The sequence below is a fragment of the Allobosea sp. P4_E12 genome (assembly GCF_056401655.1).
This window is the reverse complement of record NZ_JBFUIY010000014.1, coordinates 37574-49924: the sequence shown is the minus strand read 5'-3', so window position 1 is coordinate 49924 and position 12351 is coordinate 37574. Positions and strand designations below refer to the sequence as shown.

Annotated in this window: 11 protein-coding genes; 4 read left to right on the top strand and 7 right to left on the bottom strand. The window is 67.4% G+C overall.

Annotation, left to right across the window (positions count from 1 at the left end):
• The first annotated feature begins 24 nt into the window (after positions 1-24).
• Together AC1DW9_RS18815 and mobA are read left to right on the top strand one after the other, a co-directional pair.
• Entirely contained in the window at positions 25-540 is a 516-nt protein-coding gene (locus tag AC1DW9_RS18815; protein ID WP_476855154.1) for a DUF2478 domain-containing protein, read from the top strand.
• Between the two features lie 52 nt (positions 541-592).
• Positions 593-1219, top strand: coding sequence for a molybdenum cofactor guanylyltransferase MobA (gene mobA / locus AC1DW9_RS18810; RefSeq protein ID WP_441493547.1), 627 nt, complete (start codon positions 593-595; stop codon positions 1217-1219).
• Between the two features lie 183 nt (positions 1220-1402).
• Here mobA and AC1DW9_RS18805 read toward each other — a convergent pair whose 3' ends face one another.
• The 4 genes from AC1DW9_RS18805 to AC1DW9_RS18790 form a co-directional block, all read right to left on the bottom strand.
• Entirely contained in the window at positions 1403-1804 is a 402-nt protein-coding gene (locus AC1DW9_RS18805; RefSeq protein ID WP_441506109.1) for an SRPBCC family protein, read from the bottom strand.
• Between the two features lie 112 nt (positions 1805-1916).
• Complete coding sequence (locus tag AC1DW9_RS18800) at positions 1917-2939, bottom strand: MerR family transcriptional regulator (RefSeq protein WP_441506110.1); 1023 nt, start codon at positions 2937-2939, stop codon at positions 1917-1919.
• A gap of 165 nt (positions 2940-3104) precedes the next feature.
• Positions 3105-4238: an Mrp/NBP35 family ATP-binding protein gene (locus tag AC1DW9_RS18795; RefSeq protein WP_441493550.1), complete on the bottom strand. Its 1134-nt coding sequence runs from the start codon at positions 4236-4238 to the stop codon at positions 3105-3107.
• A gap of 26 nt (positions 4239-4264) precedes the next feature.
• Positions 4265-4495 (bottom strand): sulfurtransferase TusA family protein, encoded by a 231-nt coding sequence (locus AC1DW9_RS18790; protein WP_441493551.1) that lies wholly within the window; start codon positions 4493-4495, stop codon positions 4265-4267.
• A gap of 241 nt (positions 4496-4736) precedes the next feature.
• Between AC1DW9_RS18790 and mobB the strand changes: the two genes are divergently transcribed.
• A complete protein-coding gene (gene mobB / locus AC1DW9_RS18785; RefSeq protein WP_441493552.1) occupies positions 4737-5267 on the top strand; it encodes a molybdopterin-guanine dinucleotide biosynthesis protein B in 531 nt (176 codons plus the stop codon).
• Positions 5268-5274: 7 nt separating this feature from the next.
• Complete coding sequence (locus AC1DW9_RS18780; RefSeq protein ID WP_441506111.1) at positions 5275-6531, top strand: molybdopterin molybdotransferase MoeA; 1257 nt, start codon at positions 5275-5277, stop codon at positions 6529-6531.
• Between the two features lie 67 nt (positions 6532-6598).
• On the opposite strand, the gene AC1DW9_RS18775 is transcribed toward AC1DW9_RS18780, so the two are convergent.
• From AC1DW9_RS18775 to AC1DW9_RS18765, 3 genes are all read right to left on the bottom strand, one after another.
• Positions 6599-7372, bottom strand: a complete 774-nt coding sequence (locus AC1DW9_RS18775; RefSeq protein WP_441488850.1) for a TIGR02186 family protein — start codon at positions 7370-7372, stop codon at positions 6599-6601.
• A complete protein-coding gene (locus tag AC1DW9_RS18770) occupies positions 7369-8298 on the bottom strand; it encodes a sulfite exporter TauE/SafE family protein (protein ID WP_441506112.1) in 930 nt (309 codons plus the stop codon). Before AC1DW9_RS18770 ends, AC1DW9_RS18775 begins: the two co-directional genes overlap by 4 nt.
• 195 nt (positions 8299-8493) lie before the next feature.
• Complete coding sequence (locus AC1DW9_RS18765; RefSeq protein WP_441506113.1) at positions 8494-12033, bottom strand: SEL1-like repeat protein; 3540 nt, start codon at positions 12031-12033, stop codon at positions 8494-8496.
• Positions 12034-12351 lie beyond the last annotated feature (318 nt).

Sequence of the window (12351 nt, the reverse complement as noted above, 5' to 3'; positions counted from 1 at the left end):
GATATTTCGTGGGATGGAGGGACGATGAACACGCTTGCCGCAATCGTCTATTCCTCCGGTTTCCAGATCGATGCATTCATGGTTGGCCTTGCCAGCCAGATGAAGCGGCAGGGGTTGAAGCTCGGCGGTGTCGTCCAGCACAACGGCGATGATTGCGGGGATGGCTGTCACGCCATGGCGCTGGAGGACCTCGCGAATGGCCGGCGCTTTCCGATCAGCGAGGATCGTGGTGCGGGCGCGTCGGGTTGCCGGCTCGACGTCGCCGGCCTTGCGGCAGCGGGAGGAGCGGTCGCGGMCGCTCTGACGGGAAACATCGATCTCGTGATCGTCAACAAGTTCGGGCGGCAGGAGCAGCTTGGTCAGGGCCTGCGCCAGGAGATCGCGGCCGCGGCGCTATCGGGCCTGCCCGTGCTGATCGCCGTTCGCGAGGATTTCGTTTCGGCCTGGCGTGAGTTTGCCGGCGATGACTGGACCCCATTGCCGCCTGAGGGCCGAGCGGTGGAGACCTGGGCTGCGGATCGGCTCGGTGTGCCGGCGTGAGGCCCGGCGCCGCCGATCGCGAACGCGAGATGCGACGCTTGCGGGCCATGGCATGACCATCCCTCCAACGCTTGGTCTCCTCCTCGCCGGCGGGCTCGCGCGCCGCATGGGCGGTGGCGACAAGCCGCTTCGGCTGATCGCCGGGCGCAGCATTCTCGCCCATGTCGTCGATCGCCTGGGGCCGCAATGCGACGGACTTCTGATCAATGCCAATGGCGACCTGTCGCGCTTCGCTGAATTCGGCCTGCCGGTGGTCGCCGACAGCGTGCCCGGTTTCGCCGGGCCGCTGGCCGGCATCCTGGCCGGGCTCGACTGGATGGCCGCGAACCGCCCCGGACATGCCTGGATGGTCAGCGTTGCGGCAGACACCCCCTTCATCCCGCGTGATCTTGTGCAACGGCTCCATGTGGCGCGCGCAGCGGGCAATGTTCCGCTGGCCTGCGCTGCATCGGGCGGCTGGGACCATCCGGTGATCGGGCTGTGGCCGGTCGCGCTGCGTGACGACTTGCGGCATGCACTCACGGTCGAGGATGAGCGAAAGATCGGCCGCTGGACGGCGCGCCATGGTGTTGCGGCGGCGGAGTGGCCGGTCGATCCGGTCGACCCGTTCTTCAATGCCAATCGCCCTGATGACCTGGTCGAGGCCGAGCAGCTTCACGCGCGGCTGAGCGATGCGTGATGGTGGGTTGGGGCGCCCGCTGCACCAGCTTGCCGCAGAGCCCGGCTCTGAGGGCGCGTGCCGGCTTCGCTACGGAAGCGCGAAGGTGCATTGGAAACCATCGAACAGCGTCAAACAGGCGCGCCGAGGCATGGATCTCAGGTTTCTGCGCCCGATGGCGTCAGCACGGGCCAATCGCTCTCGTCAGCCTTCCAGCAGCGCTTTGAGACGCCTCAGATCGCTCGTGACCCAGTCGGCATCGCGGGCGAAATCGTCGTCGCTCATCTCGGCCCGCTTGTAGAGAGTGAAGATCACCTCGCTGCCATCGCCATTGGCGAGGGCGCGCATCGGGTTGTGCATCGGCTCCCCGTGATCGGGGATCACGGCATGGTCGAGCACACCGTAAGGATTGGGTTCGCTGAACAGGATGCGCATCAGGCCCAATGGGGTCTCGGCAGCCCAGGTCATGCCTTCGATATGCCTGAAACTATGGCCCAGCCCTTCGGCCCATTTCGGGAAGTTACGGGGCTCTGCCAGAAAGCCGTAGACCTGCTCAATCGGCCTGCCGATCGAGATGCTGATATGGCGCGCGGGCTGAACGGGCATGGAACGACCTCCTTTCGGTCAACCTAGAACAAAAGAAGAACATTGGCAAATGCCTGGAGCCGCCCCGGTATCCGGCCGGGGCGGCTGGGCGCCGGTGCGGAGGGCCGATTGATTACGCCAGCCGGGGTGGGCATGCGATCCGCGCCCGCACCTGGGGTGAGGCGAGGCAGGTGGCGACGGCCTCGTAGCCGGGAGTGCCGGGGTAGGGGGAGACACGGACCGGTGGGCTGTGATTGGCAGGGCAGAGGATGATCGCCTCGTCGGACCCAACGGCTGCCAGATCCAGAATCGCGCAGGAGCGCGTGAGCATGAAGAGCGGCCGTCCATGCGGCCCGCGGCCGCGCAGATGGGCGATCAAGGCTTGCTGGGTGGCCTGATCCAACCCGTCCTCGATCATGTCGACGACCAGGACCGCGGGACCCTCCGCTTCCAGTTCGGCGACCAGGGCGGCCAGCGCACCAGACATCCGGGCGCCGTCGTCGACGAGCCGGGCCAGGGTCCTGGCGACCCGAGACTTCAATGCCGGATCGGAATCCATGTCTGCCCGGCCGATTGCGCCGTCAGCCGCGATCCGATCGAGCCCGAGGAAGGCCGCATCGGGCAAGACCTCGGCCAGGCGCCGGGCCAGCCGCGTCTTGCCGCTGCCGAGCGGGCCGACAATGTAGGTCAGCGGCAGGATTTCGCGCAGCTCAAACCGTTCGCCGCCCCAGGGCCAGGGCAGATCGAAGGCGACGCCGCGTTCGATTGCGGGCTCCAGCAGGCGCACCAGTTCTCCGGCCGCGGGTGCCTGACCTCTGGCAAGGTCAGTCCGCAGGCTGCGGACCTTCTCCAGCGTTCCTGCGAGCTGACGGGCACGCTCCTCGAGCGAAGCCTGGTGAGCCGCCAGGGCCGGTTCCAGCTCCTGGGCATCGCCTCCAAGCACGCGCGCCACCTGGACGAGGCTCAGCCCAAGCGCGCGCAATGCGGCAATCTCGGCGGCACGAGCCATCTCGGCGGGGCCATAGGCGCGCCACCCGGCCATGGTGCGGACCGGGGCGACCAGTCCGCGCTGCTCGTAGATGCGCAACGCCTTGGCGGAAACACCAAGCCGCCTGGCCGCCTCGGCCGGGTTCAGGAAAGGAGTGCAAGAGCTCACGAATCACCTCGTTACCGGCTGACCGCTGCCCTTATCGGGGCGGTCCCAGGGGCCGGGTCAACAACGCGCTCGCGATGTCTGGCCGCCTCCACGCTCGCGGCATGAGGCCGGAGGCGAGTGTCCGCTCGCCGCCGAGTTCTGATTTCGGGCCGGGGGGCGGTGCCTCTATTCGATGACGATGCGGGGCGCGGCCCGGGTCTTGCCACTCAGGCCCGCCTGAACCTGCCTCGCAATGGCCAGATAGGCCTTGGCATGGGCGCTTTCTGGGTCGCTTGCCACGATCGGCCGGCCGGCGTCCGAGGTCTCGCGGATCGGCATGGCAAGCGGGATCTCGCCAAGGAAGGGCACGCCCAGCCGCTCTGCCTCGTGCCGCGCCCCGCCATGGGCGAAGATGTCGGAGCGGTGGCCGCATTCCGGGCAGACGAAATAGCTCATGTTCTCAACGATACCGAGGATCGGCACCTCGACGCGCTTGAACATGGCGACGCCGCGACGGGCATCGAGCAGAGCCAGATCCTGAGGCGTCGAGACGATCACTGCGCCCGCGAGCGGTGTCTGCTGCGCCATGGTGAGCTGCGCGTCACCCGTGCCGGGCGGCATGTCGACGACCAGCACGTCGAGTTCGCCCCAGGCGACCTCGCGCAACATCTGGGTGATGGCCGAGATCACCATCGGCCCACGCCAGATCATCGGCGTCTCCTCGTCGATCAGGAAGCCGATCGACATGATCTTCAGCCCATAGGCCTCCATCGGTGCCAGCGTCCGGCCGGAGACCAGGCGCGGCTTACCGGTGATGCCGAAGATCTTGGGCACGGAGGGACCGTAGATATCGGCGTCGAGTACGCCGACCTTGAGGCCGAGCATCGCGAGCGCGACCGCGAGATTGGCCGTGGTCGTCGACTTGCCGACGCCGCCCTTGCCGCTGGCCACCGCGATGATCTGCTTCACGCCGGGCACGCCGGCGGCCTTTGGCATCGGCCCGCCGGGACCTGGCTGGCCGTGCGCCTGCTGGCGTGCCTGCGCGGCGGCAGAGGGCGCCGGTCGCGACGGCGCCTTGTCTGCCGTGAGCCCGACCAGAACCTGGGTGACGCCCGGAATACCGCCGACCGCGCTTTCCGCGGCCCTTCGCACGGGTTCCATCGCTTCAGCCTCGGTCGGATCGATGCCGATCGCAAAGATCACCTTGCCGCCGTCGATCAGGATTTCCGCGATACGGCCGGAAGCGCGCAGCGATTGGCCGCTCGCGGGCAGTTTCACCAGCTCGAGCGCGCGCAGAATGTCGGATTCGGTCAGGGCCACGAAGGCGTACTCCGGCTGGCGCGGCGTCAGGCCGCAGCTTTGCGAATGTGGAAGACGAGAAGTTCGCCCTCGGAACGGCTGAGCTCGATTGCGTCGCCCGTCTCGCGCATCAGGTTGGGAATGTCGATCGCCGCCATGGGATCGGTGCACTCGACGACGAACAAGGCTCCGGCGTCGGCGCTCCTCAGCGCCTTGCGCACGCGCAGTGTCGGCAAGGGGCATTTCAAGCCGCGCAGATTGAGGGGGATCGAGATCATGGGCCGAGCCTGTCGAATACGCAGTGCTTCATATGATGGCTTCTTGCGCGGGAGCAACCACCGGCCCTTCGCCGCAGCGGAGCGCGAGAGGCCTTGCTGCCCTGTCGGCATCGCACGGGGCGCGATGATCGCGGGCATGAGCCGTGGCGGTCCCATCCACTTGGCTTGACCGGGGAGGGGGCGTGCCAGATGACAACAGGGTGCCTTTGTGCCCGATCGTGTTTTGGGGGATTCAGCTTTGATGCGTGTGATCGGCCTGGCAGGGTGGAGCGGTGCCGGCAAGACGACCTTGCTGACGCGCCTGATCCCGGAACTTGCACGCCGCGGTGTCTCGGTCTCCACGGTCAAGCACGCGCACCATGGCTTTGACCTCGATAAGCCCGGCAAGGATTCCTACGAACACCGTCAGGCGGGCGCGCATGAGGTGCTGATCTCGTCCGAGCGCCGCTGGGCGCTGATGCATGAACTGCGCGGCGAGCCGGAAGCGCATCTGCCGGATCTGCTCCGGCGACTATCCCCGGTCGATCTGGTGATCATCGAGGGGTTCAAGCGCGAGCCGCATCTCAAGATCGAGGTGCATCGCGCAGCCAACGGCAAGCCGCCGCTGCACCCGGGCGACCCCATGATCGTCGCGATCGCCTGCGACAGCGCATTTCCCGAGGCGGGCTGCCCTGTCGTGGATCTCGACGACATCGGCGCAATCGCAGAGATTGTGCTTTCTTGCGCCGAGCCGCTCACCGCCATTCTGGCTCGCGTGCAGCAACAGGGTTGAGGGCAGAATGGCGCAACTCAGCGAGGATACTTTCGCCTTCGGTGGCCCCTTGATGAGCATCGAGCAAGCGGCTGACCTTGCGGGCCAGCGGATTCGGCCGGTGGAGGGCACGGAGCAGGTCGCCTTGGCCGACGCCGATGGTCGGGTTCTCGCCAGCGATGTCGTGGCCGGCCTCGATCTCCCGCCCTTCGCCAATTCTGCCGTGGATGGCTATGCGGTCCGCTTCGTCGATCTGGCGTCGGCAGGAGAGACCCGCCTCGCGCTCTCAGGCCGGCTTGCCGCCGGCACTGACGCGGCGGGCATTGCAACTGCAGGCGTGGCCGTCCGGGTCTTTACGGGCGCGCCGATACCGGAAGGAGCCGATACCGTCTTCATGCAGGAGGATGTGACAGCGGAAGAAGGCTTCGTCCGTCTGCCCGGAGGCCTCAAACGCGGTGCCAATGCCCGACCGGCCGGCGAGGATATCGCGCGTGGAGAGACCGCCCTGTCGGCAGGCCGGCGCCTGCGGCCGCAGGATCTCGCGCTGCTGGCTGCGCTCGGTCATGCCTCTGTCGACGTTCGCCGCCGGCCGCGTGTCGCGATCTTTTCGACGGGCGATGAGCTGGCGGAGCCGGGCCTGCCCCTGCCGCCGGCCGCGATCTACGACGCCAACCGCGCTGCGCTGCGTGCCATGGTGGCGCGGGCGGGGGCGGATGTGGTCGATCTCGGCATCCTGCGTGACGAGCCGGGCAGCCTGGCTGCGCGCCTGAGCGGCGCGGCCCGGAGTTGCGACCTGATCCTGACTTCCGGCGGCGTCTCGATCGGAGAGGAGGATCACGTCAAGGCGGCGGTCGAACAGGTCGGCGCGCTGGTCTTCTGGCGTATCGGCATCAAGCCGGGCCGGCCGGTGGCCATGGGCGTCATCGAAGGCGTGCCGTTTATTGGCCTGCCGGGAAATCCGGTTGCCGTGTTCGTCACCTTCGCCTTTGTCGCACGCCCGGTCCTGGCACGGCTTGCCGGCTCGGCCCATGTTGCCCCGGTGCCGCTGCCTGTAAGGCTCGGCTTCCCCTATCGGAAGAAGCCCGGGCGGCGTGAGTATGTCGGTGTTTCGCTCGCTCCTGGAGCGGACGGTGTCATGATCGCGTCCAAGCATCCTCTGGACGGGGCCGGGGTCATGACCTCGCTGACGCGCACGCACGGGCTGGTAGAGCTCGCGGAGGACCTGACATACCTCGAGTCCGGAACCCTCGTGCCGTTCCTCGCCTATGATCTCCTGGTCGCGTAGCGCCGGGTTTAGATCATCGGACCGGAAATCGTATCCGGTCCGATGGCCTAGCTTTTCGGGCCAATGCTCAGTCGCGCCGGAAAATGACGCTGGAGAGCCAGCCCAGAAGCAGCGCCATGGCCGCCGTGGCCAGTCCGTAGAGGAGCGGATGGTCATGTGCGCCGGTCGCCAGCCGCTGCTCGATGCCGGTCTTGATCACCTCGAAATTGGTGGTCTGGCGCGCCAGCATGGCGCCGCCTGAATAGAGCGCGATCTCGATCTCGTAGGAGCCGGTCGGTGCGGTGGCGGGCACATCGATCGGCGCGCTGAACAATGTTTCCGACAGGAAGGTGACGCCGCGCTCGTCCTGCGCATAGAGACCCTTGTCTTCGAGGATTCGGATCAGCGCCTGGCGAAAGCGCACAGTGCTCTCCTCATAATAGAGCTCCGGCGGCAAGTTGCGCTGGGTGTTGGCCAGCCCGATCCTGTCGCGCCGCGCCGCATCCTCGTTGACGATCTCGTTCAGGGGCCGGTTGCTCGACACCATCAGGAATATCGGGCGATCGACGAAGCGCCGCTGCGTCCGGTTGATCCAGATCGGCCCGAGCCGTTCCTTCTCGCGGACGATCAGCATGCGCTGTGGCCCACGCACCGTCACCACGATGTCGTAAGGGTCGCCGCGCGCCACCGTCCGCCCGCCGCGTTCGACCAGGCCGAAGACCGTCAGTTGATCGCCGGTATAGTTCGAGGAGATCTGGATCTGATGGCTAGACACGGATGCGATCAGCGTTTCGGCACGCGGGGCAGTGGCCGCGATGGAGGTCAGCAGCAACGCAGCGGCCAGGGACCTGAAGCCCTTCATCGCGCGCTCTCCGGCAGGACTACCGAGAAGGGGTCGCTGGGCGGGATGAACAGCTCGATCGCGAAGCGCAGGCCCACCGACAGGATCAGCAGCGCAAGCAGCAGACGGAAGGAGTCGACATTCAGGTTGCGCGCCGCGCGGCCGCCGAACTGGGCCCCGATCACGCCGCCGACCAGGAGCAGTGCCGCCAGGATCAGGTCGACCGACTGGTTTGTGAGGGCGTGCAGCATGGTTGCGCCCGTCATCGTCACCAGGATCTGGAACAAGGAGGTGCCGACGACGACCGCCGGCGGGATGCGGAAGAAGTAAATCAGCGCCGGCACCAGGATGAAACCACCGCCCACGCCGAGCACGGCGCCGATGAAGCCGATGACGATGGCGAGCGCGGCGATCGGGATGACGCTGGCGTAGAGCTGCGAACTGTGAAAACGCATGCGCCAGGGCAGCTTCATCCATTGCGGATGTGTGCCGGCCTGACGGCGCCGGCGTGCCGGCTTGCCCGCCTTGGCGCGCAGCGCCGAGCGCAGCGCGTCATAGAGCATCAATCCGCCAATGATGGTGAACAGCGTCACATAGGACAGGGTGATGACCAGATCGAGCTGACCGAGCCGGCGCATCGAGTTGAAGAACAGAACGCCGAAAATGGTGCCGATGATGCCCCCGCCGACCAGGACGCTGCCGAGCTTGAGGTCGAGCGCCTTGCGGCGCCAGTAGGTCAGGACGCCGGTCATCGACGAGCCGGCGACCTGGGCGGCCACGGTCGCCACGGCAACTGCCGGAGGGATATCGAGGAAGATCAGAAGAGGGGTCAGCAGGAAGCCACCGCCGACCCCGAACAGGCCGGAGATGAAGCCGACGGCACCGCTCAGACCCAGCACCATCAGGATGCTGATCGGCAGTTCCGCGATCGGGAGATAAATCTGCACCTTTGCCCTCGTGTGCCGGCGCGGCATGAGATTCGGCGCCGGCTCGTCCCAGATTGCACCAATCCGGTTAGGCAAATCCTTATCGTGGACGAAGAAGGTGTTGCGGCCGGATCGGCTGAAGTCGCGATCAACCTCTGATGGCTGCGTAACGCGTCGAAACCATGACAGGCAGGCCAGGGGCCTGCCTGTCATGCATTAGCTGCGAGCTGGCTTTGCGGGCTTCCTGACGGCCGCGCTTGTATTGTCTTCCCAACCCTGTGCCGGTGCCGCAACCTCGTTGGCGCCAGGCTCGAGCACCTTTGCCTTCCAGGAATCGACAGCGAGCTTCGCCGCTGCCAGGTCGTTGGGGTTGAGGCGTCCGGCGACTTCGTCACGCTTGCGGGCCGCATCGTCGTCGCCCTGCTTGGCGGCGATGGCGAACCAGAGATAGGACTGGCTGAGATCGGCTGGCACGCCGAGGCCGCGGCCCAGCAGAACGGCGAGATTGTATTGGCTGTCGCGCACGCCTGCGTCCGCGGCGCGGCGGAACCATTCCGTCGCCGTCGCATAGTCCGCCTTGCCGTCGACGCCCTCGGCATAAAGCACGGCGAGATTGTGCATGGCCTTGGCATTCCCGCGCTCTGCGGCACGGGAGTACCAGACCCGCGCCAGTGCGATGTCGCGCTGGGTGCCCACGCCCTTCTCGAACATGTTGGCCAGTCGGAACTGCGCTGGCGCCAGCCCGGCGACCGCGGCGCGTTCGAACAGGCGCAAGGCCAGTTTCGGATCGCGTGTCGCGTTGCTGCCATCGGCCGCGCGGCTGGCGAGCTCGTAGACGGCACGGGCATCACCTGCCTGGGCGGCCTTGCGCAGGCCTGGCGTTCCAAATCCGGCAGGCAGGTCGCCGAGCCCGGTGACGGCCTGAACCGGGTCGGGCGCGGTCGCTGGCGGCAGCGCGGCGGTTGCCGTCGGTTGGGTGGTCGAGCTGGTGGTTTCGGGAGAGCCGAGAATCGGGGCTGCCGGTCCCGCGAAGGCGGCGGCCGGGCCGAGTTCGACCGGCGAAAGCACCGAGCTCTGATCCTTCGTGGGCTTGGCTGGAGCTTCCGGGGCGGCGGGTTCCGGGGCAGCGACGGCGGGAGCGGAGGCAGGAGTCTGAACGGTTTCGTTGCCGGCGGCCTTCGTCTTCGGGCTTTGCAGTGCGCCGGTGACGACATGGGCGGTGCCCATGGCAAGAACGACAGCGGCCAGCCCGAGCAGGAGCGGGCGGCGACGCTTCTCCATGATCTCCTTGAGCTTGCCGCCCTTGGAGGTGCTGGTGCCGCTGCGCTCGGCTTCCGCCGCGGGCACAGAGGCTGCGGCTTCGGAGGCCGCCTTTGCCGAACGCCGTGCCGCAGCGATCAGGTTCTGGCGGACCGATTGAGGATCCTGGGCTGCCGCGGCCGGAGCGGCCGGTGTGTCCTGGCGCGGCCGGCCCGAGCCCGGTTCGAGCGGCAGGTCATGGGACCTGGCGGCAGGCGCTTCTGCTGCGCGTTCCGCCGGCCGGGTCGTCTCCAGCCGGGCGCCAAAGCGATCCTCGATCGCGGCGCTCATGCTGGCAGGAAGTGCAAGGCCACGCGTCGACGGCATGGTGGAGGGGCGCGCCGCGGCCGCCGGGGCCGGTGCGAGCGCGACCTCCTTCCGCTCGAGGCCGAGCTCGGCTTCGAGGCTGGCGAGGCGCGAGATGATCGTCTCGAGGGTCTGATGGACGGCGCCGATCGCGTCCTGCGTCTCCCGGCCGGAGGCGGCGTTGCTCTCGCGCAGTCCGGAAACCAGGGTGCTCAGCTCAGCAAAGCCTCCCGCCTGAGCGGGGGGCTTGCTCGCCATATCGGCCATGGCGGTGCGTGCGGCACGTTCGGCCGCGGCTGCGGTGTCCTCGCGCACGGTCTGGAGGTGTCGCACGAGGTCCTGCAGCGTGCGCTCGATCCCGGTCTCGGCCGAACGCGTCGCGACGGCCTCGTCGAGCCGGCTGGCGAGGCCGGCGATCTGCTGTTCGAGTGCATCGAAGGAATCGGATTCGGCGCCAGGGCGTCCCGCCTCGTCGATCTTCTCGGCGAGGCTGCGCAACATGTCCTCAACCGGGCGCATGTCGACGCGCGCGACCTGTACGTTGCCGCCGTCATGGACCATCTGGGTCAGGTTGCTGGAGGCTGCGAGACTCTCGATCCGGGCAGCCAACCCTTCGATCTGCTTCATGACTGCTGCCGGGCCGTGATCCGCCAGCGTCTCGATCTGGTGCTGCAGGCTGTCGATCCGGTCCGCGAGCTGGTTCGGCTGCCGATCGGAGACATCCTCGAGCTTGATGATGAGGGCCTCAATCCGGCGCGACAGCTCGTTCGATGCCGGAGAGCCGGAGGCGCCGATCTCGTTGAGCCGCGCGAAGAGTTGCTCGGTCTGAGACGTGATCACCTCGGGGCGCATCACGGGCAGCGAATCGACCTTGTCAGCTAGCGCCTCGACCTGCCGCGACAGCGAAAGCAGCGGGGCGGGATCGCCGAAACGGTCGGTGAGCAGGGCGTCGCGCACGTCCTCGATCGCCTGGGACAGGCCACGCATCGAGAGTGCATCAGGCTGCCCGTCGCGCAGCCGGGCGACTTCGCCCGCCAGAGCCGAAACCTGATGCGAAAGATCGCCGAGGCGGTTATCGCCGGTGCTCGTGGCGAGCAGTTCACGCAATTCTGCGATGTCGCGAAGCACAGGGGTCAGTGCAGCGCGGTCGCTGCCGCGCGCCGCGAGTGCGTCGACCTTGGCGGCGAGATGCGCGAGCTCCAGCTCGAAACGGGCATAGCTCTCGCCGGAATTCTCGCGGGCGAGGCGGGCGACTTCGGTTTCGATCCGCGCCAGAGGCTTCAGGATAGGCTCGATACGGTCGTTCCGGTCCAGCCGCTCCAGCTTCGAACCGAGATCGGCAATCAGCCTTTCCAGTGCGGGCGTTTCGACCTGGCGTGACGCCGCAGCCGGGGAGAGGCGCTCGGACATGAGAGAGGGATGGTCGCCCCTGGCGCCGACCCTCTCGCCCAACGATCGGAGATCCTGCCGCAAGGCCGCGACCCGGCTCTCGCTCAGGCCTGTCCGGCCCGAGGCGGCGGCTTCGGGATCGGTATCCAGCATGCGCTGGCGCGTGCGGATATCCGTCACCGCTGCGGCCAGGCCATCGCGATTCAGGGCCGGGCGGGCGGCGGCAGCCTTGCTCTGGGCATCAACCGCCTTGCGCTCGATCTCGGCAATGCGCTCGCCCATGGTCTTGATCGCGTCGGCGATGACGTTGGTGGCGCGTTCCTGACGCTCGGCGTTACTGCGCTCGCCGCTGACGAGACGGTTCTCGGTCTTCTCGATCCAGCGCGCGATCGAATCCAGGGCGCCGGCCGTCTTGGCGCTCGATTCCCGGGTCATGCGCTCGGCGAGGGCGGCCTGCGACAACGCGGCCTCGATCTGGCCCCGCGACATCTCGGGAGCAAACTGCGGCGCCGCAGCGCTTGCTGCGGCCTGCGAGGAGGTTTCCATCTGCCCTTGGGAGAGCTTGGCGAGGCGCTCGGACAGCGCTGCGATGTCGAGCTGCTCCAGAGGGGCGGCTGTCGGCTCGCTCTCTTCCGCCTCGACGCGAATCTTGTGGTCCAGCCATTCACCCAGGGTCATTCCGGCGCGCCGCGCCGCGGCCTTTGCGGCATCGCGGGTGCGCGGATCAACGCCCTTGACGCTCCAGGGCAAGCTATTGGCCATGATCTCGCTCGCCTAAGGGGACCGGTCTTCAGTCGGGATGCGCAGCCCCCTGGCGCCGCAGCTTCCCCGCGCGAAACAGGCGATCGTGAAGATTCAGTTGCCGCTGACGACGGCCTGGCTCGCAGACCCGACTTTTGGCCGTCACGGTAAACGGACGGTTAATATCCGGGGGCCGGCCGTTAATTTTTTGCAAACGCCCGGACAGGGGCAGCACGAATGCCGGGCTCGTAACCGTAATTTACCCCCAATTGGCCGATATTACCTGACGCTAGGAGATGGGGCGAGCTATTCCCCCTACCCAACGGAACTTCGTCGCCA

Excerpts from the sequence above, each read along its gene's own strand:
- mobA (WP_441493547.1), top strand. The coding sequence starts at position 593 with ATGACCATCCCTCCAACGCTTGGTCTCCTCCTCGCCGGCGGGCTCGCG.
- AC1DW9_RS18805 (WP_441506109.1), bottom strand. The coding sequence starts at position 1,804 with ATGCCCGTTCAGCCCGCGCGCCATATCAGCATCTCGATCGGCAGGCCG.
- AC1DW9_RS18790 (WP_441493551.1), bottom strand. The coding sequence starts at position 4,495 with ATGATCTCGATCCCCCTCAATCTGCGCGGCTTGAAATGCCCCTTGCCG.
- mobB (WP_441493552.1), top strand. The coding sequence starts at position 4,737 with ATGCGTGTGATCGGCCTGGCAGGGTGGAGCGGTGCCGGCAAGACGACC.
- AC1DW9_RS18780 (WP_441506111.1), top strand. The coding sequence starts at position 5,275 with ATGGCGCAACTCAGCGAGGATACTTTCGCCTTCGGTGGCCCCTTGATG.
- AC1DW9_RS18775 (WP_441488850.1), bottom strand. The coding sequence starts at position 7,372 with ATGAAGGGCTTCAGGTCCCTGGCCGCTGCGTTGCTGCTGACCTCCATC.
- AC1DW9_RS18765 (WP_441506113.1), bottom strand. The coding sequence starts at position 12,033 with ATGGCCAATAGCTTGCCCTGGAGCGTCAAGGGCGTTGATCCGCGCACC.